The organism is Roseovarius sp. CAU 1744 (assembly GCF_039839345.1).
In the GTDB taxonomy this organism is placed as follows: domain Bacteria; phylum Pseudomonadota; class Alphaproteobacteria; order Rhodobacterales; family Rhodobacteraceae; genus Roseovarius.
Genome location: NZ_JBDOQV010000004.1, coordinates 154,412 through 175,452 on the forward strand (window position 1 = coordinate 154,412; position 21,041 = coordinate 175,452).

General features: G+C 62.2%; 20 protein-coding genes. 11 read left to right on the forward strand and 9 right to left on the reverse strand.

Going from position 1 to position 21,041, the window contains the following annotated elements:
- Positions 1–927: an urease accessory protein UreD gene (locus AAFO92_RS09455; protein WP_347534486.1), complete on the reverse strand. Its 927-nt coding sequence runs from the start codon at positions 925–927 to the stop codon at positions 1–3.
- A 296-nt stretch (positions 928–1,223) separates the two neighbouring features.
- Between AAFO92_RS09455 and urtA the strand changes: the two genes are divergently transcribed.
- The 5 genes from urtA (at position 1,224) to urtE (ending at position 7,196) form a co-directional block, all read left to right on the forward strand.
- Positions 1,224–2,504, forward strand: a complete 1,281-nt coding sequence (gene urtA, locus AAFO92_RS09460) for an urea ABC transporter substrate-binding protein (RefSeq protein ID WP_347534487.1) — start codon at positions 1,224–1,226, stop codon at positions 2,502–2,504.
- Positions 2,505–2,566: 62 nt separating this feature from the next.
- A complete protein-coding gene (gene urtB / locus AAFO92_RS09465) occupies positions 2,567–4,525 on the forward strand; it encodes an urea ABC transporter permease subunit UrtB (RefSeq protein WP_347534488.1) in 1,959 nt (652 codons plus the stop codon).
- A gap of 2 nt (positions 4,526–4,527) precedes the next feature.
- Entirely contained in the window at positions 4,528–5,760 is a 1,233-nt protein-coding gene (gene urtC / locus AAFO92_RS09470; protein WP_347534489.1) for an urea ABC transporter permease subunit UrtC, read from the forward strand.
- Positions 5,757–6,497, forward strand: coding sequence for an urea ABC transporter ATP-binding protein UrtD (gene urtD, locus AAFO92_RS09475; protein ID WP_347534490.1), 741 nt, complete (start codon positions 5,757–5,759; stop codon positions 6,495–6,497). Before urtC ends, urtD begins: the two co-directional genes overlap by 4 nt.
- Before the next feature lie 3 nt (positions 6,498–6,500).
- Positions 6,501–7,196, forward strand: coding sequence for an urea ABC transporter ATP-binding subunit UrtE (urtE, locus tag AAFO92_RS09480; RefSeq protein ID WP_347534491.1), 696 nt, complete (start codon positions 6,501–6,503; stop codon positions 7,194–7,196).
- A gap of 151 nt (positions 7,197–7,347) precedes the next feature.
- On the opposite strand, the gene AAFO92_RS09485 is transcribed toward urtE, so the two are convergent.
- The 4 genes from AAFO92_RS09485 to AAFO92_RS09500 all read right to left on the reverse strand — a co-directional run bounded on the left by AAFO92_RS09485 (position 7,348) and on the right by AAFO92_RS09500 (position 9,663).
- Complete coding sequence (locus AAFO92_RS09485) at positions 7,348–7,701, reverse strand: cupin domain-containing protein (protein ID WP_347534492.1); 354 nt, start codon at positions 7,699–7,701, stop codon at positions 7,348–7,350.
- 13 nt (positions 7,702–7,714) lie between these two features.
- A complete protein-coding gene (gene coaD / locus AAFO92_RS09490) occupies positions 7,715–8,206 on the reverse strand; it encodes a pantetheine-phosphate adenylyltransferase (RefSeq protein WP_347534493.1) in 492 nt (163 codons plus the stop codon).
- Between the two features lie 65 nt (positions 8,207–8,271).
- On the reverse strand, positions 8,272–8,706 hold the full coding sequence (locus tag AAFO92_RS09495; protein ID WP_347534494.1) for a CBS domain-containing protein: 435 nt from the start codon (positions 8,704–8,706) through the stop codon (positions 8,272–8,274).
- A 60-nt stretch (positions 8,707–8,766) separates the two neighbouring features.
- Positions 8,767–9,663 (reverse strand): LysR family transcriptional regulator, encoded by an 897-nt coding sequence (locus AAFO92_RS09500; RefSeq protein ID WP_347534495.1) that lies wholly within the window; start codon positions 9,661–9,663, stop codon positions 8,767–8,769.
- Positions 9,664–9,764: 101 nt separating this feature from the next.
- Between AAFO92_RS09500 and AAFO92_RS09505 the strand changes: the two genes are divergently transcribed.
- Both AAFO92_RS09505 and AAFO92_RS09510 read left to right on the forward strand, forming a co-directional pair.
- Complete coding sequence (locus AAFO92_RS09505) at positions 9,765–11,264, forward strand: CoA-acylating methylmalonate-semialdehyde dehydrogenase (protein WP_347534496.1); 1,500 nt, start codon at positions 9,765–9,767, stop codon at positions 11,262–11,264.
- 138 nt (positions 11,265–11,402) lie between these two features.
- Positions 11,403–11,753, forward strand: coding sequence for a hypothetical protein (locus tag AAFO92_RS09510; RefSeq protein ID WP_347534497.1), 351 nt, complete (start codon positions 11,403–11,405; stop codon positions 11,751–11,753).
- Between the two features lie 134 nt (positions 11,754–11,887).
- Here AAFO92_RS09510 and AAFO92_RS09515 read toward each other — a convergent pair whose 3' ends face one another.
- Positions 11,888–12,553: a VPLPA-CTERM sorting domain-containing protein gene (locus AAFO92_RS09515; RefSeq protein ID WP_347534498.1), complete on the reverse strand. Its 666-nt coding sequence runs from the start codon at positions 12,551–12,553 to the stop codon at positions 11,888–11,890.
- Positions 12,554–13,008: 455 nt separating this feature from the next.
- On the opposite strand from AAFO92_RS09515, the gene AAFO92_RS09520 reads away from it, so the two are divergent.
- The 4 genes from AAFO92_RS09520 (at position 13,009) to mmsB (ending at position 17,303) form a co-directional block, all read left to right on the forward strand.
- Entirely contained in the window at positions 13,009–14,139 is a 1,131-nt protein-coding gene (locus AAFO92_RS09520; protein ID WP_347534499.1) for a carboxylate-amine ligase, read from the forward strand.
- Between the two features lie 99 nt (positions 14,140–14,238).
- Positions 14,239–15,381 carry an acyl-CoA dehydrogenase family protein gene (locus AAFO92_RS09525; RefSeq protein ID WP_347534500.1) on the forward strand — a complete coding sequence of 381 codons (1,143 nt, stop codon included), beginning with the start codon at positions 14,239–14,241 and terminating at the stop codon, positions 15,379–15,381.
- Positions 15,378–16,421 carry an enoyl-CoA hydratase/isomerase family protein gene (locus AAFO92_RS09530; protein WP_347534501.1) on the forward strand — a complete coding sequence of 348 codons (1,044 nt, stop codon included), beginning with the start codon at positions 15,378–15,380 and terminating at the stop codon, positions 16,419–16,421. Before AAFO92_RS09525 ends, AAFO92_RS09530 begins: the two co-directional genes overlap by 4 nt.
- Positions 16,422–16,424: 3 nt before the next feature.
- Positions 16,425–17,303 carry a 3-hydroxyisobutyrate dehydrogenase gene (gene mmsB, locus AAFO92_RS09535; RefSeq protein WP_347534502.1) on the forward strand — a complete coding sequence of 293 codons (879 nt, stop codon included), beginning with the start codon at positions 16,425–16,427 and terminating at the stop codon, positions 17,301–17,303.
- 41 nt (positions 17,304–17,344) lie between these two features.
- On the opposite strand, the gene AAFO92_RS09540 is transcribed toward mmsB, so the two are convergent.
- The 3 genes from AAFO92_RS09540 to AAFO92_RS09550 are packed head-to-tail and all read right to left on the reverse strand — an operon-like array spanning position 17,345 to position 21,020.
- Positions 17,345–18,133, reverse strand: a complete 789-nt coding sequence (locus tag AAFO92_RS09540) for a xanthine dehydrogenase family protein subunit M (protein ID WP_347534503.1) — start codon at positions 18,131–18,133, stop codon at positions 17,345–17,347.
- A gap of 11 nt (positions 18,134–18,144) precedes the next feature.
- Complete coding sequence (locus tag AAFO92_RS09545; RefSeq protein ID WP_347534504.1) at positions 18,145–20,508, reverse strand: xanthine dehydrogenase family protein molybdopterin-binding subunit; 2,364 nt, start codon at positions 20,506–20,508, stop codon at positions 18,145–18,147.
- A 26-nt stretch (positions 20,509–20,534) separates the two neighbouring features.
- Positions 20,535–21,020: a (2Fe-2S)-binding protein gene (locus AAFO92_RS09550; RefSeq protein ID WP_347534505.1), complete on the reverse strand. Its 486-nt coding sequence runs from the start codon at positions 21,018–21,020 to the stop codon at positions 20,535–20,537.
- Positions 21,021–21,041: the final 21 nt, after the last annotated feature.

Consider the following 21,041-nt stretch of genomic DNA (forward strand, 5'->3'; position numbering starts at 1 on the left):
TCAGATCATCCAGCATCGGGGAAGGCTTTCTTGCAAAAGCAGGGAAAGGATGGGCACGAGCGTCAGGCGCAACGCGTAGCCGTCAGTGGCCAGCAGGCGCGCCACCAACATGTCGGGGCGCAGCAGGCTTGCGCCGCCGGTGTCGGGCAGCAGCGCGCGCACCGCGTCCAGGCGGGCCTCGGCCTCGGGGGCGACAAGAACCAGCGTTGCCATCGCCGCCGCGCCGTCTGCGATATGCCGGCGGGCAAGATGCGCCGCGACATCCCCCGCCAGATCAATCCCGTCCCGGTATAGCGGCGTGCCCGTGCGGCGAATTTCCACCCTGTCGCGAAACGCCGCGCTGCGCAGCGTTTCACCCATCGCGCGGCGCCCGAAGACCAGCGGCTCGCAATAAAGCGCGCGGGCGCCCGGCGCCAGATCCAGTACCAGCGACCTCGAAAGCGCGGCGCCGTCAAACAGGATCGTTTCCTGGGGCAGCCAGTTGATCTGCGCGTCCTTGTCCGCGAAAAGCCGGGTTTCGATCAGCCCGCTCTGGCCGGGTTGCGCCCGGTAGGCACGTTCCGCCGCCTGGGTGGTCAGCGTCAGCCGCGTGCCCGGCCCGGCAGCGGCGTCGAGCGAGAAAACATCATCCCCCGTCACGCCCCCTGCCGTATTGATCAGCACGGCCTGAAGCCCGTTACCCTGCACCCGCGGGAAAAGGCATTTGAGCGATCCCGCCTGGCGCAGCCCGTCAATGGCACTGTCCGCGCCAAGAAGCTTGGCCGAAACGGCAACGGACCCGCGGGCGCGGGGCTGAACGGCGGTCGCGTCTGCGCGGCATATGGTCGAAGGGGCGGTGATGTCAGGTCTCTGGGTTGGCGGTTTGGTCCAGACTTGTCCGGATGCCGCCCCGAAGCGCCACGCTGAACCGGGCCTTGCGCCGCGCAAGAAGCGAATTTTGCGTATAATTTGGGCGACAGGTGGGCCGTCGCACAAAAAATGATCGAAATCGTGGCTCGCCCGGCAGTTTGGCACCGGCGGGATTGCAATCAGTGCCGCACTGCAGAAACGCTCTGGAGGCCTGTCGGTGACAACGCCGCAATTACAGGTGTGTGACGACCGGACGATTGGAACTCGGAGCCAGCCGCCACACGAGATGCAACATAAAGCTGCGGAAGCAGTGGTAAGGAAGAACGCTTGAATTCTCAAGCCTTGTCACCTGCTGCGCTCCGCGAGGAGACAACATGAAATTTTTGAAAACTGCTCTGGCTGCCGCCACGGCTTTGACTGCCCTCAACAGCGCCGCCATGGCGACCGACTGCCCGGTCAAAGTGGGCGTGCTGCACTCGCTTTCCGGCACCATGGCGATTTCCGAAACCACGCTCAAAGACACGATGCTGATGCTGGTCAATGAACAGAATGCCAAGGGCGGTCTGCTGGGCTGCGAGATCGAGGCGGTTGTGGTCGACCCGGCCTCCGACTGGCCGCTTTTTGCGGAAAAGGCGCGCGAATTGCTGACAGTACATGATGTCGATGTGATCTTTGGCAACTGGACCTCGGTATCGCGCAAATCGGTTCTGCCGGTGATCGAAGAACTCAACGGCCTCCTGTTCTATCCGGTGCAGTATGAGGGCGAGGAAAGCTCGAAGAACGTCTTCTATACCGGCGCCGCTCCGAACCAGCAGGCGATCCCGGCAACGGATTACTTCCTCGACGAACTGGGCGTCGAGAAATTCGCGCTTCTGGGCACCGACTATGTCTATCCCCGTACAACCAACAACATTCTGGAGGCCTATCTTCAGTCCAAGGGCATCGCAAAAAGCGATATCTTCGTGAACTACACGCCCTTCGGCCATTCCGACTGGTCCAAGATCGTTGCTGACGTCGTGGCGCTTGGCGCGGATGGCAAGAAGGTCGGCGTGATTTCGACCATCAATGGCGATGCCAATATCGGGTTCTACAAAGAGCTTGCCGCCGCGGGCGTCAGCGCCGATGACATCCCGGTTGTTGCCTTCTCGGTGGGCGAAGAAGAGCTGGCCGGGCTCGACACCTCGAACCTCGTGGGCCATCTCGCCGCGTGGAACTATTTCCAGTCGGCCGACTCGGAAGCAAACGAGGCCTTCGTCGCCAAGTGGAAAGACATCATGGGTGAAAACCGCGTGACCAACGACCCGATGGAGGCGCATTACATCGGCTTCAACATGTGGGTGAACGCCGCGACCCAAGCGGGTTCCACCGACGTCGATGCCGTGCGCGCCAAGATGTACGGCCAGGAGTTCCCCAACCTGACGGGTGGCGCCGCCGTGATGCTGCCGAACCACCACCTGGCCAAGCCGGTGCTGATCGGCGAAATCCAGGCAGACGGCCAGTTCGACATCATCAGCCAGACCTCTGAGGTTCCGGGCGACGCCTGGACGGACTACCTGCCGGAATCGGCGGTTCTGAAATCGGATTGGGAAAAGCTGGGTTGCGGGATGTACAATACCGAGACTGCAACCTGCGTTCAGACGCTGTCGAACTACTGATCTGAAACCAGAGCACGGGAAGGGGCGCGCGCCCCTTCCACATCGCAGGGACCATCGCCAAGATGACACGCTTACTGACCGCAGGTCTGGCCCTGCTATGGATGACATTGGGCGCATTGGCACAGGATGCCGCCGCACCGATGCAGGCGATATTGCAGCAACATGCGCAAACCATCGTCAAGAGTTCACGCAAGACCATCGAACCCGCCATTGCCGCGGTCGACGGCAGCGGCCTGGCGCAGGCGCAGGACGTGCTGGAAGCCTGGCAATCCAAAGACATGTGGCAGCGCCAATCAGACGGTTTGTTCTTTCGCGCGGACGAGGGTGAATCGGGCACGTACCGGCTGACGGATTTCGACACCGGCGAGATCATCGGAGAGGCGGACAAATCGGACCTCAGACAGATCAAGCCCAATAGCGGCATCCGCGCGCTTCTCGGCGCGGCGCTGGTGCGGTTTCAACTGACCGATCCGGACCCGGCGAAGCGGCAAGAGGCGCTTGCTGCCATTGAACGGACACCCGAAGCGGCAGCACTTGCCCCGCTCAGGGCGTCGATCGGCGATGAACCGGACGCTGCCATCAAAGCCAAGAAGCAGCGGCTGGAACGCCTGCTGACCATCTCATCGGATACCGACCCGTTGGCGCGGGTTGCGGCGATCGAGGAGATGTCCGGTGATCTGGGGGTCGATCTGCGCGCGGCGCTGAACCCGCTGGTCGCCACACGGCTTGAGATCGCCCAGGGTGATTTTCCGGCCGGGCTCAACATTGCCCGTGAATTGCGGATTGGCCCGGACATTTCGATTGACGCCGCCTACGACCATCTGGTCGCAGCCCGGCTTGCACCGGCGCGCGGCTCGTCCGATGCCACGAAATCCATTCTTGCCGCGAATATCGAAGAGGGCCGCGTAGGCGGCATCCCATTGGCAAACCTTGTCAGCGAAGAGGCCCGCACTAGGGCCTACGCCGCGCTGGTCGACGCAGGCAGGGCGCCCGCGATCCCCGGCGACGACGACATCGCCCGCGCCGTGGCCGCGCATCGCTTTGCCGAAGTCTATGCGGACCCCTCGGCGCAAGTCACCGCCGCGGCGGTCGAATCCCTGACCCGGATCGAAACCCTTGTCGGGCTGAACCAGTCCGTCGATCTGATGCTGGACGCGATCTCGTTGGCCTCGATCTATTTCCTTGCGGCGATCGGGCTTGCGATCACGTTTGGTGTCATGGGGGTCATCAACATGGCCCATGGCGAGTTCATCATGATGGGGGCCTATACGGGCTTCGTTGTCCAGCAGATCATTCCCAACCATACGGTCTCGATACTGGTCGCCATCCCGCTGGCCTTTGCCGTGACCTTCGCAGCCGGCGTCGCGATGGAGCGGCTGGTGATCCGCTGGCTCTATAACCGACCGCTCGAGACCCTTCTGGCGACCTTCGGCATTTCGATTGCCCTGCAGCAGCTGGCCAAGAACATCTTTGGCACGCAGGCCCGCCCCCTTACCGCGCCGGCGTGGCTTGATGGGGCATGGGTGGTCAACGACATCATCTCGATCAGCCTGATCCGCATCGCGATCTTTGTCCTGGCGCTGCTTTTTCTGGGGCTGTTCCTCTACATCATGCGCGGCACCCGGCTGGGGCTTGAGACCCGCGCCGTCACGCAAAACCGCCGCATGGCCGGCTCGATGGGGATCAACCCCGAGCGGGTGAACATGCTGACCTTCGGCCTTGGATCGGGCATCGCCGGCATCGCCGGGGTGGCGATCGGCCTGTTTTCCAAGGTCACGTCCGAGCTGGGTTCGGACTACATCGTGCAGAGCTTCATGACCGTGGTTGTCGGCGGCGTCGGCAACATCTGGGGCACGCTGGCAGGCGCCACGATGATCGGTTTTCTGCAGAAGGGGATCGAGTGGCTGAACCCTGCCAACACGCTGGCCGCTCAGACCTACATGATCATCTTCATCATCATCTTCATACAGTTCCGACCGCGCGGCATCGTCGCGCTCAAGGGCCGGGCCGCGGGGGACTGACCATGGAACATAGCTTTTTCGCACGCAATCCGTCGGTTCTGGTGGTGCTGTCCCTTCTGGCGCTTTTCACACTCCTGGTCACGCTGATGTCCGAGGGCATGGGACAGGGGCTTGTCTCGACCTCGTTCGTCAAGACGCTGGGCAAGACGCTGACACTGGCGCTTGTGGCTGTGGCAATGGATCTGGTCTGGGGGTATGCGGGCATCCTCAGCCTTGGGCATTTCGCCTTTTTCGGGCTGGGCGGCTACATGATCGGCATGTGGCTGATGTATGAACGCACCCGCCTGATCGTGGTCGAAGCAATGTCAGGGTCTACCATCCCGCCCACCCAGGAAGAAATCGTCAGCGCAACCGGCACGCAGATTTTCGGGGTGGTCGGATCCTCGGAATTCCCGCTGGTCTGGGCGTTTTCCGGCAGCCTGACCATGCAGCTGATCCTGGTGGTCGCCGTGCCCGGCCTTTTGGCGCTGGTCTTTGGCTGGCTTGCTTTCCGGTCACGGGTCGCGGGCGTCTACCTGTCGATCCTGACCCAGGCGATGACACTGGCCCTGGCGCTGTACCTGTTCCAGAACGACAGCGGTCTGCGCGGCAATAACGGGCTGTCGGGCCTGCAGAACCTGCCGGGGCTTGACCACGTGTCGCAAGACATCGTTTCGCTTTGGTTCTTCTGGGCCTCGGCCGCCGCGTTGGGATTGGGCTATTTCTTTGCCGCCTGGATCGTATCCGGCAAGTTCGGCAGCGTGATCCGCGGCATCCGCGATAACGAGGCGCGGGTGCGCTTTCTTGGCTATTCGGTCGAGGGGTACAAGCTTTTCGTCTTTACCGTATCGGCGATGATTGCCGGGATCGCGGGCGCGCTGTACTACCCGCAGGCGGGCATCATAAACCCGGCCGAAATCGCGCCCGTTGCGTCGATCTACCTGGCGGTCTGGGTGGCCATCGGCGGGCGCGGGCGCCTTTATGGCGCGATCATCGGCGCGATCCTCGTTTCGCTGGTGTCTTCATGGTTCACCGGGGGTCAGGCCCCCGATCTGAATCTGGGCTTCTACACCGTCAGATGGGTCGATTGGTGGACCATCCTCCTGGGCCTGTCCTTTGTCGCCATCACGCTCTTTGCCCCCCGGGGCATTGGCGGGCTCTTCGATCTGTGGGGCAACCGCACAGCGCCGGACCGGCATGGCGCGGACCTTGGCCCGGACAAGGGATCGCTGCGCGAAAAGGAGGCAAGCAAATGAGCACCTTGCTGGAAGTCTCCGGCGTCTCGGTGTCCTTTGACGGGTTCAAGGCGATCAACAACCTGAGCTTTCGCATCGGCGCGGCCGAACTGCGCGCGATCATCGGGCCGAACGGGGCAGGCAAGACCACCTTCATGGATATCGTCACGGGCAAGACGAAACCCGACGAGGGGCGTGTCATCTGGGGTGAGAAAAGCCAGTCCCTGATCGGGCTGTCCGAGGCCAGGATCGCCCGCGCCGGCATCGGGCGCAAATTCCAGAAACCCACCGTGTTCGAAGACCAGACAGTGCGTGAAAACCTGCTGATGGCGCTCAGTAACAACCGCAGCCCGTTCAAGGTTCTGTTCTACCGGCCGGCCAAAGCCGACCTGGAGCGTGTCGGCGAATTGGCCGAAGAAATCGGCCTGAGCGATCAGCTCGGCCGCAAATCGGGTGAACTGAGCCACGGCCAGAAACAATGGTTGGAGATCGGGATGCTTCTGGCACAGGAACCCCGGCTGCTTTTGGTGGACGAGCCTGCGGCGGGCATGACGCCTGCGGAACGGGAACACACGACCGCGCTTCTGGTCGAAGCGGCCCGGACACGTGCAGTTGTCGTGGTCGAGCATGACATGGAATTTGTCCGCCGCCTGGATTGCCGGGTGACCGTTCTCCACGAGGGCTCGGTACTGGCCGAGGGCAGCCTTGGCCATGTTACCTCGAACCAGGAAGTGATCGACGTGTATCTGGGACGCTGAGCCATGCTGAACATCGAAAACCTCACCCTGCATTATGGCCATAGCCAGATACTCCATGACGTCTCGATGACGGCGGAGGCCGGAAAGGTGACCTGCGTGATGGGCACGAACGGGGTCGGCAAGACCAGCCTGATGCGCGCCATCGCAGGCAGTCATCCGCGTTCGGACGGACGCCTTGTGCTGGATGGCGAAGATCTGGGCAAGCTGCCCGCACATGCGCTGGCGAAAAAGGGGATCGCCGTGGTACCGCAGGGGCGCGAGATCTTTCCGCTGCTCACGGTGCGGGAGAACCTTGAAACCGGCTTTGCCTGTCTGCCCAAGGCAGAACATGTGGTCCCCGAAGAGATTTTTGACCTCTTTCCGATTCTCAGGGAATTCCTCGGGCGGCGCGGCGGTGACCTTTCGGGCGGACAACAACAACAGCTCGCCATCGCGCGGGCACTGATCACCAAACCCAAGCTCTTGCTGCTGGATGAGCCGACCGAGGGGATCCAGCCCAACATCATCCAGCAGATCGGCCGGGTCATCGAACTGCTGCGGGACCGCGGCGACATGGCAATTGTTCTGGTCGAGCAATATTTCGACTTCGCGTTCGATCTGGCTGACCGGATTGTCGTGCTGAAGCGCGGCGAAGTGATATTTTCCGGGGACAAATCTTCGATAACGCGCGAGCAGCTGTTGCCCAAAGTGTCGGTCTGAGAGCGGGGGCCTTTGCCCGAAGGGCCGCCGCCTTTGAGGTTTGCGCGCAGCTCTTCGGCCAAACGTTCGCGTCGCGCCCGCGGTGTTACTTCGTCACGGCAACGACCAACCTTGCCGGCTCAGTGGCTTACGACGTTGGCCTGCAAGGCAATCAGCTATAGACCAGCAAGATGATCGCGCCGTCCTTGCTGCCGCCCCGATGCACCACACCGGGCGCGCGAATAGCAAAATCACCAGGTCCATAGGTGTTTTCGTCGTCGTAGAACGACCCCTCGATCACATAGATCTGCTCGGCCTCGTCATGGGCGTGCGGCGGCGCCTCGGCCCCCGGCGCAACCTTCATCAGCCAGGTCCGCTGCCCCGAGGCGTCATCCTCGTGAAGCGGCTTGATCAGGAACCCTTCGGTGCCGGTTTCCTGCCATCCCGCGTCGAGTGTCCGCGCCACCAGCGTCCCGCCTGCGGGGCGGGGCAAGGCGGTGGTGGTGTTCCTGAAAATCTCTGCCATGCCCCCTCGCCTCTCAGGCGTATTTGCCCAGTAGCGCCAGCCTGACATCGGGGGTGACGAATTTCGACACATCGCCGCCCAGCCGGGTGATTTCCTTGACCAGTTTCGAGGCAATCGCCTGGTGGCCCGCATCGGCCATCAGGAACACCGTCTCGATCGACGCGTCCATCGCCCGGTTCATGCCCACCATCTGGAATTCATATTCGAAATCCGCCACCGCCCTCAGCCCGCGGACGATCATTTGCGCACCGACGTCACGGGCGCAGTGGATCAGCAGATTGTCGAACGGATGCGCGACGATCTCGGTGCCAGTCTGCTCGGACAGGCGGGCGCATTCCGCCTCGACCATCGCCACGCGTTCCTCAAGCGTGAAAAGCGGCCCCTTGTCGCGGTTGATCGCCACGCCGATCACCAGCCGGTCCACCAGCAGCGCGGCGCGGCGGATAATGTCTATATGACCCAAGGTTATGGGATCGAATGTGCCGGGATAGAGGCCGATGCGCATGGGCATGTTCCGTGTAATCAAAGTCGGGCATCACGCAGCCCGAAAACTGCGGAAAATGCAAGATGTCAATGGCCCATGATCATACCCTGAAGGGCATCTTTTTCCATTGCCAGCTCTTGCAGGCGCGACTTGACCACGTCACCGATGGTCACAATCCCGACCAGCTGGCCATCCGCCACGACGGGCATGTGACGGAAACGGCCGTCGGTCATCCGCGTCAGCACCGCATCCGAGGTGTCCTGCCGCGAACAGCAGACCGGATTGCGGGTCATCAGATCCTCTACCTTGTCGGTCAGGCAGGTCGCACCGCGCATCGCCAGCGAGCGTACGATGTCGCGCTCTGACAGGATGCCATCGGCGGTATCGCCGTTCTTGGACACCACCAGACCGCCGATCCGTTTTTCGGCCAGTATACTGGCCGCTTCGGAAACCAGCATGGAGGGTTTCACCGTAATGACGCCCCCATCGCCTTTCGACTTAAGGATCTGTTGCACCAGCATGGGCTGCCCTCCGAAATAATCGTTTCAATGAACCGAGGTTCCCGCATGCGCAACGCCCTGTCAAGTCAGCGCCTCCAGCCGGGCAACCTCGTGCCGCATTCCTTCGACCAGCGCGGTCGCAAAGCGGTTGAGACGCTCCAGCCGCCGGTCATCCGCATGGCGCACCAGGTAAAAACTACGTGTCAGGCTCAACTGCTCCGGCAAGACCTTCTGCAGATCCTGCGCCCAGGGAATGGAAAAATCATGCACGATCCCGATGCCGCTGCCATGCCGTACCCAGTTGATCTGAACCGAGACGGAATTCGACGACAGCGCGACATGTTCAACCCCGGTTTCGCTGAGGTAGTCCAGTTCTTTGTCAAAGATCATGTCCTGAATGTAGCCGATCACGCGATGCCCCCTGAGATCCGATAGCGTTCGGATCGGGGGATGTTTCTGTAGATATTCCCGCGAGGCCGCCAGGTGCAGCTTGTAATCGGTGATCTTCTGCACCGTCAGACGGCCGGCATTCGGCGGGCTGACCGCCACCACCATATCGGCCTCCCGCCGGGTCAGGTTGAACACCCGCGGCAAGGCGACCAGCTGGATTTCCAGGTCCGGATTGTCGTTCGAGATCTGTTCACAGACCTGCGGCAGCACGAAGTTCGCCGATCCGTCCGGCGCACCGATCCTGACCTGCCCGCTGAGGCTGCCGGTGGTGCCCCGCAGCTCCTCGGCGGCCTCCTGCATGGCCTGTTCCACCCGAACCGCGTGGCCCATCAGCCGCTGACCCGCATCGGTCAGCGCATAGCCCGTGGGAGATTTGGCAAACAGCGGCGCCCCGTAGACGGCTTCCAGCCGGGCAACGCGCCGTCCCACCGTCGCCGGGTCGATCTTGAGCACCCTGCCCGCCCCCGACAGGCTGTCGTGGCGCGCCACGGCCAGAAAAATCTTCAGATCGTCCCAATGGGCGTCCATGCGGCTACCTTTTGCATTTTTGCAAGTCTCTTTTGGAATATTGCCCCTTTTACAATCAAAATTGCAACGCTACCTTGCGCAGATATTTCAAGGAGGATGAAATGCAGGAACTGACGCATTTTCTGAACGGCGAACGGGCCAAAGGTACATCCGGCCGGTTTGACGACGTTTTCAACCCTGCCACCGGCGAGGTGCAGGCAAAATGCCCGATGGCGGATGTGGCGGAAACCACCAAGGCGATCGAGGATGCCGCCGCGGCGCAGGGTGCCTGGGGCGCCACGAACCCGCAGAGACGCGCCCGCGTGATGATGGCCATGGTCGGCCTGATGAACCGTGACATGGACAAGCTGGCTGAAATGCTCAGCCGCGAACATGGCAAGACCATCCCCGATGCCAAGGGCGATCTGCAGCGCGGGCTGGAAGTGATCGAATACTGCATCGGCGCACCGCAGATGCTGAAGGGCGAATATACCGATGATGCCGGCCCGGGGATCGACATGTATTCCATGCGTCAGCCGCTGGGTGTCGTCGCGGCGATCATGCCCTTCAACTTCCCTGCGATGATGCCGCTTTGGCATGTCGGCCCGGCGCTTGCCTGTGGCAACGCGGTGGTGCTGAAACCGTCCGAGCGTGACCCGTCTGTCCCGCTGGCGCTGGCCGAGCTGTTTGTCGAGGCCGGTCTGCCCAAGGGCGTGTTCCAGGTGGTCAACGGCGACAAGGAAGCGGTCGACACGCTGCTGGATCACGAACTGATCGGCGGCGTCTCCTTCGTGGGGTCGACGCCCGTTGCCCAGTATATCTACAGCCGCGCCACCGCAAACGGCAAACGCGCGCAATGCTTCGGCGGTGCCAAGAACCACATGATCGTGATGCCCGACGCCGATATGGACCAGGCCGCCGACGCGCTGGTCGGGGCCGGTTTCGGCGCCGCGGGCGAACGGTGCATGGCCGTCTCGGTTGCCGTCCCGGTGGGCGATGAGGCCGCCGATCGCCTGCTTGAGAAACTGATTCCGCGCGTCGAAAAGCTGCGGGTTGCACCCTATACGGATGGCGATGACGTCGATATGGGCCCGGTCGTGACCGCAGCCGCCAAGGAACGTATCCTGGGCCTGATCCAGTCCGGCGTCGATCAGGGCGCCAAGCTGGTCGTCGACAACCGCGATTTCAAACTGCAGGGCTATGAAAACGGTTTCTTCGTCGGCCCGCATCTGTTTGACCACGTCACCCCCGACATGGATATCTACAAGCAGGAAATCTTCGGGCCCGTGCTGAGCACCGTGCGCGCCGGATCCTACGAAGAAGCGATCGGCCTGGCGATGGATCACGAATACGGCAACGGCACCGCGATCTATACCCGCGATGGCGACACCGCCCGCGACTTTGCCCACCGGATCAATATCGGCATGGTCGGGATCAACGTACCGATCCCGGTGCCGCTGGCCTATCACACCTTCGGCGGCTGGAAGAAGTCGATGTTTGGCGATCTGAACCAGCACGGACCGGATTCGTTCAAGTTCTACAGCCGCACCAAGACCGTGACGTCGCGCTGGCCCTCGGGCATCAAGGAAGGCGGCGAATTCAACTTCAAAGCCATGGACTGACCCGTCCATTACGGTTCAATTCAAAGCGTCCGCCCCGGCGGGCGCTTTTCCTTTTGCGGCATCGGCCGGCCACGCTTTCAACACAATTTCGCCGGTTTCCTTTCCTAGCCTTTGCGTTGACACAGCATGGGGATGTCGATGTTGAAACTGTTTGGCTCCAAACAGGCGCAGCCCGAACTGCACGCGCCGGAACTGGAAAAACGCTACACGCGGTTCCCGCATACGCACCAGCGGACATCGGTTCATTATGCCGAAAAGACCACCAGGCGCCCGTGCGAGGTGGCCCCCGTCATGCCCCGGCGCCCGTCGGCGCGAAAACCCAAGGAAGAGGTCACGCCCGCAAGCCTGGCCGATCAACTGCATTCCGAGGCCGACATCTCGACCGCGCTGCTGCGCCGTGCCCTGCCGCTGCGTTTCGCGGATATCGACGAAGAGACGCAGGATGCAGCCAAAGAGGGGGTTGCCGACCTGCAGGCCCGCTTTCGCTGAGGCCGGGCAAGCCCCCGATCCGGCTGGCGTACGCAACAGGCCGCCCCGACCACGGGACCCAATAAGAAAACCCGAAGGCCGGTGACCTTCGGGTTTCTCAGTTCCATATTGCAGACTTACGTCTTTGGAGAGGCTCAGCCTTTGCGACGACGCATCAGGCCAAGGCCGCCAAAGGCGCTCAGCAGCAGCCAACCCGCTGCCGGCAGCGGAATGACACCGCCACCGCCGTCTTTGAATTCAACGGTCATCGAGCGAATCTTGAAGTTGTCGTTGGTATCGGAGGCACCGATGCCGAAGACCGTACCGGTCCATGTCGAACCGAAGGTATAGGTCGGCGAACCGTTGGGACCCGGATCCACGCTCGAGAAGAACGAGCCATTCGGGTTGTACATACGGAAATCGAACTGGTCGTTGCTGTCGATCAGCGAGAAACCGACGCTCACCAGCGTAACGGTCTGGTCGAACGTGAAGATCGCCATTTCGTCGCCGTTGGTTGTCGATCCGTCCACTTGGTGGCTATCGCCGCCACCGCACCCGGTGCCGCTGCCGGTCACGGTCCCGCTGCAGATACCGATGCCACCGCCATAGCGGCCCAGGTTCCAGGCAGGGCCCGTGATGTTGCCGTTGGTGTTGTTGTAGTCCGTTGCCGTAACGGTCAGCCCGGGCGAACCGCCACCGCCGAACGAAAGACTGGGCACCGGCAACTGATTGCCGGAGAAATTATATGTAACGGTCGCAGCATGTGCGCCGGTGGCCGCTACCGCGAGCGCTGCTGCCACAATCAAATTCTTGAGCTTCATTGATCCTTCACCCTTTCATTACCACTAACACGGCCGATGCCTTTGGTAATCCGACATCAGCACTTATTTTTTGGTGTGCCCAAAATAAGAAAAATCCAACTTTCGGCCAATCCATAAAATTGCCACATTTCAAAATTCGCCCTTGCCGCGCAGGCTTGTTACGCGGTGCGTCCTCCAAAAACATGTAGCAAAACATGGACCTGCCGGGATGTTGGCGGTAACAGCGTGGCGTCGGTCCGAAAAAAGGGATTATTCAAATATTTCAATAATTTCAATCAAGGGCTGCAGTCTGGAAAAAATATCTCGCGTCAAGGTAGTAACCCCAAAAGATAACCGCGACTCACCTTCGTTCAGATTTTCGTGACCGCCCAGCGATTCCGGGTGACAGACCAACCGGCTTGCCAAGCAACGTTACCTGTGCATCGTGGAACGGGTTCATTGCCAGGAGAAAGCGTTTGGCGTCAGACCCCGAATTCACGATTGGCATCGAAGAGGAATACCTGCTGGTCGATCGCGACAGCCTGGCCCTGGCCGAGGCGCCGCCCGGGCTGATGGATGCGTGCAAGAGCGAGCTTGAAGACCAGGTCAGCCCGGAATTCCTGAACTGTCAGATCGAGATCGGCACCAAGGTCTGCAAGAACACCGCCGAGGCGCGCGAAGACCTGAAGCGCCTGCGCAGCTGCGTTTCGGAAAACGCCGCCAAGTTCAACCTCACCCCCATCGCCGCCTCGTGCCACCCGTTCTCGGACTGGCGCGACCAGAGCCATACGGACAAGGAACGCTACAACGATCTGTCCCAGGATCTGGCGGGCGTCGTGCGCCGGATGCTGATTTGCGGGATGCACATCCATGTCGGTATCGCCAATCCCGACAGACGCATCGACCTGATGAACCAACTGGCCTATTTCCTGCCTCACACGCTGGCGCTTTCATGTTCCTCGCCGTTCTGGCAGGGGCGCGATACCGGTCTTGACAGCTATCGCCTGACCGTCTTCGACAACCTGCCGCGCACCGGCCTGCCGCCCCGCATGAACAGCTTTGGCGAATTCGAACGTTCGGTGAATGTGCTGACCGATCTGGGCGTGATCGAAGACAGTTCGAAAATCTGGTGGGATCTGCGCCCCTCGTCGAAATTTCCAACCATCGAATCGCGGATTTGCGACGTGCAGCCGCGCCTGGAACACACATTGACCCTGGCCGCCCTGACCCAGGCGCTGACCCGGATGCTGTGGCGGCTGGCAAAGAAGAACCAGCGGTGGCGCATTTATGACGGGTTTCTGGTGGCCGAAAACCGCTGGCGCGCACAGCGGTACGGCATCCGTCAGGGGCTGATTGACCTGGGCCAGGGGCAAATCAGCCCGATGGGCGACCTGTTGGAGGATATCCTGGAACTGGTGTCAGAAGACGCGCGGTTTTTCGAATCCGTGGCCGAGGTAGAAAATGCCCGCAACATCCTGAAAACCGGGACAAGTTCCACCCGCCAGCGCCGCGCCTACGAAGATGCGATTGCCGCCGAGGACGATCACCAGCATGCGCTGCAGGCCGTTGTGCGCCACCTGATCGAGGAATTCCACGCCGATCTGTGAGAAATGGCAGGGGCAGCGCGCTGCGGCGGTGCTTGCAATATTCGTGCAATAGATGGCAATTAAACATACGTTCAATTACCGGAAACAAGGGGCGATTCGATGGATTTTGCACTGACCGAAGAACAAACCGCCATTTTCGACATGGCCCATGCTTTCGGGCAGGATAACATCGCCCCCCATGCCCGCGACTGGGAAAAACAGGGCACGATCCCCAAGGAATTGTGGCCGCAGATCGCCGAGCTGGGCTTCGGCGGGCTCTATGTGTCCGAAGATACCGGCGGCTCGGGTCTGACACGTCTGGACGCGACACTGGTTTTCGAAGCCCTGTCAATGGCTTGCCCGTCGGTCGCGGCGTTCCTGTCGATCCACAACATGTGCGCCAAGATGATCGACACCTTCGGCAGCGATGAGCTCAAGCAAAGGGTCATGCCGAAGATCCTGAGCATGGAAACCGTCCTTTCCTACTGCCTAACAGAGCCGGGGTCGGGCTCGGACGCCGCCGCGCTCAAGACCCGCGCGACCCGCACCAACGAAGGCTATACGCTCAACGGCACCAAGGCGTTCATCTCGGGCGGCGGCTATTCAGATGCCTATGTGGTCATGGTCCGCACCGGCGAGGATGGTCCCAAGGGGATTTCCACCGTCTATGTCGAGGACGGGACGCCGGGCCTCTCCTTCGGCGGGCTCGAGGACAAGATGGGCTGGCGTTCGCAGCCCACGGCGCAGGTTCAGTTCGACGATTGCAAAATTTCCGCCAACAACCTCGTCGGCCAAGAGGGCCACGGGTTCAAATACGCGATGGCGGGGCTGGATGGCGGGCGGCTGAATATTTCGGCCTGTTCGCTGGGCGCCGCACAGACGGCGCTTGCCATGACGCTGCAATACATGGCCGAGCGCAAGGCGTTCGGCAAATCCATCGACCAGTTCCAGGCGCTGCAATTCCGCCTGGCCGACATGGAGATCGAGCTGCAGGCCGCACGCACCTTCCTGCGCCATGCGGCGTGGAAGCTGGACACCGGCGCGCCCGACGCCACCAAGTTCTGCGCGATGGCCAAACGGTTTGTCACCGAGACCGGTTCGAAAGTGGTCAATCAATGCCTGCAACTGCATGGCGGCTACGGCTACCTGGCCGATTACGGGATCGAGAAACTGGTCCGCGACCTGCGTGTGCACGAAATCCTGGAAGGCACCAACGAGATCATGCGCCTGATCGTCGCCCGCCAGTTGCTGGCCGAGCAATGAGCGATATCGACATTCGCAAATCCGGCCGCGCGGGACGGATCACGCTGACCCGCCCCAAGGCGCTGAACGCCGTCACCTACGAGATGTGCCTGGCGATCGAGGACGCGCTGGATGCCTGGCGCGACGATGACGCGGTGGCGCTGGTCATCATCGACGCCGAGGGTGACAAGGCCTTTTCCGCGGGCGGCGACATCCAGAAGCTTTATGAAACCGGGCGGGCGGGCGATTTCGCCTATGGGCAGAAATTCTGGGCCGACGAATACCGCCTCAATGCCAAGATCCGCGAATATCCCAAGCCCTACGTGGCCTTCATGCAGGGCTTTACCATGGGTGGCGGCGTGGGCATCTCCTGCCACGGCTCGCACCGGATCGTCGGCGAGACCAGCCAGATCGCCATGCCCGAATGCGGCATCGGCCTTGTGCCCGATGTCGGCGGCTCTTTGTTGCTGGCGCGCGCGCCCGGCCGGCTTGGCGAATTTCTCGGCACCACCGGAACCCGCATGGGCGCGGACGGGTCGGTGCTCTGCGGTTTTGCCGATTTCTTTGTGCCGCAACAGGATTGGGCCGATCTTGTTGCCACCCTCGAGGACAGTGGCGATCCGGCGGTAATCGCGGCCGCCAGCCGCCCGCCATCCCCCGGCAAGCTGAACCCGCAAATGGCCCAGGCCGATGCCCATTTCGGCGGCGAAAGTCTGCGCGACATCCTGAACTCGCTGCGCGCCGATGACGGCGAATTTGTCCGCAATGCCCTGAAGATGATGGGGCGCAACTCTCCGTTGTCGATGGCCAGTGCGGTCGAGATGATCCACCGCCTGCGTCGTCCCGGCGCCACGATCCGCGATGCGCTGGAACTGGAATACCGCTTCACCTACCGCGCGATGGAACACGGTGATTTCCTCGAAGGCATCCGCGCCGCGGTGATCGACAAGGATCGCGCGCCTGACTGGCAACATGATCTGGACAATCCCCCCACCATGGCAGCCACCAAGATGCTGATGCCACTGGGTGACAACAAACTGACATTCGACAAGGAAGGATAGGCCATGAAAATCGGATTTATCGGGCTTGGCAACATGGGCGGGCCGATGGCCGCCAACCTGGCAAAGGCAGGCCATGAGGTGACCGGGTTCGACATGGCGGAGGTCGTCATCGACAGCGTTGCCATGGCCACCAGCGCCGAAGAGGCCGCCACCGGGCGCGACGTGGTGATCACCATGCTGCCCAACGGCCAGATCCTGCGTTCCGTCGCAAACCAGGTGATCCCGGTCATGGCGGCCGGCACCGTCCTGCTGGATTGTTCGACCGTCGACGTGGAAAGCGCCCGCGCGGTGGCCGAGCAGGCGCAGGCGGCGGGCCTTTCGGCCTTGGACGCGCCGGTTTCGGGCGGGGTCGGCGGGGCCCAGGGCGGCACGCTGACCTTTATGGTGGGCGGTGACGAAGCCGGCTTTAACACCGCGAAAGAACTCTTTGACGTCATGGGACAAAAGGCGGTTCACTGCGGCCCCTCGGGGAATGGGCAGGCGGCCAAGATCTGCAACAACATGATCCTCGGCGCCACGATGATCGTGACCTGCGAAGCGTTCGCGCTGGCTGACAAGCTGGGGCTGGACCGGCAGGCGATGTTCGACGTGGTCAGCACCTCTTCGGGCTATTCCTGGTCGATGAACGCCTATTGCCCCGCACCGGGCGTTGGCCCGCAAAGCCCGGCCGACAACAACTATCAGCCGGGTTTTGCCGCCGACCTGATGCTCAAGGATCTGCGGCTGGCGGTGCAGGCCGCCGAGGCCGCGGATGCCGACACGCCCCTGGGCAAGGCGGCGCGCGATCTCTATGCGCAGTTCGTGGAAAACGAAGACGGCAAAGGCCGCGATTTCAGCGCCATGCTGCCGCGGTTCGAGAAACGCGGCCATACTGCCGGCTGACAGAGTTGAAAGGCGGCCCTTGACCGCCTTTCATCGGCTTCTCAGGCGGCTTCCACCGCGCGGCGCGCCATCACGCCCACCAGATGCGCCCGGTAATCGCCCGACCCGTGCAGATCGGAAATCATCCCGTCGCCCGAGAGCGACAGCCCCGCAAGCGCCCCGGCCGAAAAATCCGAACTCAGCGCCGCTTCGGCCTCGGACCAGCGGAACACGCCGTCTTCCGACGCGCCGGTAACGGCCACCCGGACGCCATCGCCATATTTGGCCACGAACACGCCCACGAGGGCGAAGCGCGAGGCGGGCTGTTCGAACTTCTTGTAGGCAGCTTTCTCGGGCACCGGAAACTTCACCTCGGTGATGATCTCACCCTCTTCCAGCGCAGTGGCGAAGAGGCCTTCGAAGAAATCATCGGCGGCGATCTCGCGGCTGTTTGTCACCAAGGTGGCCCCCGATGCCAGCGCCGCCGACGGGTAACAGGCGGACGGGTCATTATTGGCGAGGCTGCCGCCGATCGTGCCGCGGTTGCGCACCGCCGGGTCGCCGATATTGGCCGCCAGCCCGGCAAGCGCCGGATAGGCCCCGGCCCCCGCTGCCACCTCGGCATGGGTGGTGGCCCCGCCGATGCACAGCGCGCCCTCACCGTCAGTGCGGATACCCCTGATTTCGTCGATGCCGCTCAGGCTCACCAGCCGCTCGGGCATGGCAAGCCGCTGTTTCAGCGTCGGGATCAGCGTCTGGCCGCCGCCCAGGGCCTGCGCCTCGGTCGAGTCGCTGAGCAGCTTGACCGCATCGGCCAGCCGGGTCGGGCGTTCAATCTCGAATGAATACATGTCTGATCTCCTTACCCTTGCATCGCCTGCCAGACGCGCGAGGGCGACAACGGCATGTCGATATGGGTGATGTTGTGGCCGCCGCTTTGCAGCGCGTCGATGACCGCGTTCACCACTGTCGGCGGAGAGCCGATGGCCCCGGCCTCGCCACAGCCCTTCACACCCAGCGGATTGTGGGTGCACGGGGTCTGGCAGGAATGATCGACCGCGTAGAACGGCACATCATCGGCACGCGGCATGGCGTAATCCATGTAGGACCCGGTCAGCAGCTGGCCGCTTTCATCATAGGTACAGCTTTCCAGCAGCGCCTGCCCGATCCCCTGGCCCAGGCCGCCATGCACCTGGCCGTCGACGATCATCGGATTGATGATATTGCCGAAATCGTCGGCGGCGGCGAACCGTTCGATCGTCACCTTGCCGGTTTCCGGGTCGACCTCCACCTCGCAGGCATAGGCGCCGGACGGATAGGTAAAGTTCGCAGGGTCGTAAAAGGCGGTTTCCTCCAGCCCGGGCTCCACATCCTCGATCGGGTAATTATGCGGCACGTAGGCGGCCAGGGTCACATCGCCCCAGGCCACCGACTTGTCGGTGCCCGCGACGCTGAACTGGCCGTCCTTCAGCTCGATATCGGCGTCGGACGCCTCAAGCATATGGGCCGCGATCTTCTTGGCCTTGGCGATGATCTTTTCCGTGGCCCGCACCATGGCCGACCCGCAGACTGCCAGCGACCGCGATCCGTAAGTGCCCATGCCGAAGGGAATTTTCGAGGTGTCGCCATGAACGATGTCGACCATCGACGGGTCGATGCCCAACATCTCGGCCACCACCTGCGGGAAGGATGTCTCGTGCCCCTGCCCGTGGCTATGCGCGCCCACCATGACCGAGATCGACCCGGTCGCGTTCACCCGCACCGTTGCGGCGTCATAAAGCCCCGCGCGCGCGCCCAAAGCCCCCACGAGCGCCGAGGGGGCAATCCCGCAAGCCTCGATATAGCAGTTCACGCCAAAGCCGCGCAGCTTGCCCCGCGCCTCGCTTTCCTTGCGGCGGGCGGCAAATCCGGCGACATCGGCGATCTCTTCCAGCTTGTCCATGGTCGCCGTGTAATCACCGGTGTCGTATTCCACCGCCACGGGCGTGGCATAGGGAAACTGGGTGATGAAGTTCTGGCGTCGCAGCGCAATCGGGTCGACGCCCAGCTCCCGCGCCGCCTTGTCGATGACCCTTTCGATCTGATAAGTCGCCTCGGGCCGTCCGGCACCGCGATAGGCATCGACCGGCACCGTGTTGGTAAATACCGCCTTGACGTTCACATAGATGTTCGGGGTCTTGTAATTGCCGGCCATCAGCGTGCCATGCAGGTAGGTTGGCACACAGGGCGCAAAGGTCGAAAGATAGGCCCCCATGTTGGCATAGGTTTCGGTACGGATCGCCGTGAAGTTGTTATCCGCATCCAGCGCCAGATCGATCTTGGTCACATGGTCGCGCCCCTGCGCGTCCGAGATGAATGCCTCGGAGCGGCTTGATGTCCATTTGACCGGCCGGTTCAGCGCCTTCGCCGCAAACGTGCAAAAGGCTTCCTCGGCATAGTGATAGATTTTCGAGCCGAAACCGCCGCCCACATCCGGCGCCACGACGCGCAGCTTGTGTTCGGCAATCCCCAGCACGAACGCGCCCATCAGAAGGCGGATCACATGCGGGTTCTGCGACGTGGTGTAAAGAGTGCTTTCGTCATTGGCGCGGTGGTAATCGCCCACCGCCACGCGCGGCTCCATCGGGTTGGCCACAAGGCGCTGGTTGACCAGCTCCAGCGTGGTCACATGGGCGGCATTGGCAATCGCCTCGTCCACGGCAGCCTTGTTGTCCTCGATGAACCCCCAGTCATAGCAGAGGTTGGATGTCAGATCGTCATGCACCTTGGTGGCGCCGTCTTCCAGCGCCGCCTTCATGTCGATCACGGCGGGCAGTTCGTCGATATCGACTTCGATCGCCTCGGCCGCGTCACGGGCCTGTTCCAGCGTTTCTGCCACCACGGCGGCAATCGGATCACCCACATGGCGGACCTTGCCGCGCGCCAGAACCGGATGCGCCGGCTCCTGCATCGGCTCGCCGTGCTTGTCGGTCACCTGCCAGCCGCAGGGCACGCCGCCCACCTCGGCAAAATCCTCGCCGGTGAAAATCCGCACGACACCCGGCATCGCCTCGGCCGCCGCCGTGTCGATGTTGTTCAGCGTCCCATGGGCCACGTCCGAGCGCAGGAAATACACATAGGCCTGGCCGTTCAGGTTGATGTCATCGGTGTAGTTGCCTGACCCTGTCAGAAACCTCACATCCTCGCGGCGCGGTGTCGGTGCGCCAATGCCTCCGTCTGCTGGCATGTTTATTCCTCCCGTATAATGGCGCGTTATTCCGCGGCGATTCCTGAAACGTCATGACCTGCCGCGGCCATGATCGCCTTGACGATGTTATGATACCCCGTGCAGCGGCAGATATTGCCCTCGAGGTAATCCCTGATTTCCGCCTCGCTTGGTTTCGGGTTGTCAGCCAGCAGCGCGGCGGCGCTCATCACCATGCCCGGCGTGCAGAAACCGCATTGCAGCCCGTGGTGATCCTGAAAAGCCTGCTGGATCGTACCAAGAGAGCCGTCATCATTGCCCATGCCTTCGATCGTCGTCACCTCGGCGCCGTCGGCTTCGGCGGCAAACATCGTGCAGGACTTCACCGCCTTGCCGTCCACATGCACGACGCAGGCCCCGCACTGGCTGGTATCGCAGCCCACATGCGTGCCGGTCAGGCCCAGATTTTCCCGCAGGAATTCTACAAGCAATGTGCGACCTTCGATCTCGCCGGACGCAGATTTGCCATTCACGGTCATGCTGACCTGTGACATCGGCACCTCCCAGGTTTGTTG

Bases quoted from the DNA above. Each gene is read 5' to 3' on its own strand.
- AAFO92_RS09495 (WP_347534494.1), bottom strand. From the start codon at position 8,706: ATGCTGGTGCAACAGATCCTTAAGTCGAAAGGCGATGGGGGCGTCATT.
- urtD (WP_347534490.1), top strand. From the start codon at position 5,757: ATGAGCACCTTGCTGGAAGTCTCCGGCGTCTCGGTGTCCTTTGACGGG.
- coaD (WP_347534493.1), bottom strand. From the start codon at position 8,206: ATGCGCATCGGCCTCTATCCCGGCACATTCGATCCCATAACCTTGGGT.
- AAFO92_RS09525 (WP_347534500.1), top strand. From the start codon at position 14,239: ATGGATTTTGCACTGACCGAAGAACAAACCGCCATTTTCGACATGGCC.
- AAFO92_RS09505 (WP_347534496.1), top strand. From the start codon at position 9,765: ATGCAGGAACTGACGCATTTTCTGAACGGCGAACGGGCCAAAGGTACA.
- AAFO92_RS09540 (WP_347534503.1), bottom strand. From the start codon at position 18,133: ATGTATTCATTCGAGATTGAACGCCCGACCCGGCTGGCCGATGCGGTC.
- urtB (WP_347534488.1), top strand. From the start codon at position 2,567: ATGACACGCTTACTGACCGCAGGTCTGGCCCTGCTATGGATGACATTG.
- AAFO92_RS09530 (WP_347534501.1), top strand. From the start codon at position 15,378: ATGAGCGATATCGACATTCGCAAATCCGGCCGCGCGGGACGGATCACG.
- AAFO92_RS09500 (WP_347534495.1), bottom strand. From the start codon at position 9,663: ATGGACGCCCATTGGGACGATCTGAAGATTTTTCTGGCCGTGGCGCGC.
- urtC (WP_347534489.1), top strand. From the start codon at position 4,528: ATGGAACATAGCTTTTTCGCACGCAATCCGTCGGTTCTGGTGGTGCTG.
- AAFO92_RS09545 (WP_347534504.1), bottom strand. From the start codon at position 20,508: ATGCCAGCAGACGGAGGCATTGGCGCACCGACACCGCGCCGCGAGGAT.
- mmsB (WP_347534502.1), top strand. From the start codon at position 16,425: ATGAAAATCGGATTTATCGGGCTTGGCAACATGGGCGGGCCGATGGCC.
- urtE (WP_347534491.1), top strand. From the start codon at position 6,501: ATGCTGAACATCGAAAACCTCACCCTGCATTATGGCCATAGCCAGATA.
- AAFO92_RS09550 (WP_347534505.1), bottom strand. From the start codon at position 21,020: ATGTCACAGGTCAGCATGACCGTGAATGGCAAATCTGCGTCCGGCGAG.
- urtA (WP_347534487.1), top strand. From the start codon at position 1,224: ATGAAATTTTTGAAAACTGCTCTGGCTGCCGCCACGGCTTTGACTGCC.
- AAFO92_RS09515 (WP_347534498.1), bottom strand. From the start codon at position 12,553: ATGAAGCTCAAGAATTTGATTGTGGCAGCAGCGCTCGCGGTAGCGGCC.
- AAFO92_RS09510 (WP_347534497.1), top strand. From the start codon at position 11,403: ATGTTGAAACTGTTTGGCTCCAAACAGGCGCAGCCCGAACTGCACGCG.
- AAFO92_RS09485 (WP_347534492.1), bottom strand. From the start codon at position 7,701: ATGGCAGAGATTTTCAGGAACACCACCACCGCCTTGCCCCGCCCCGCA.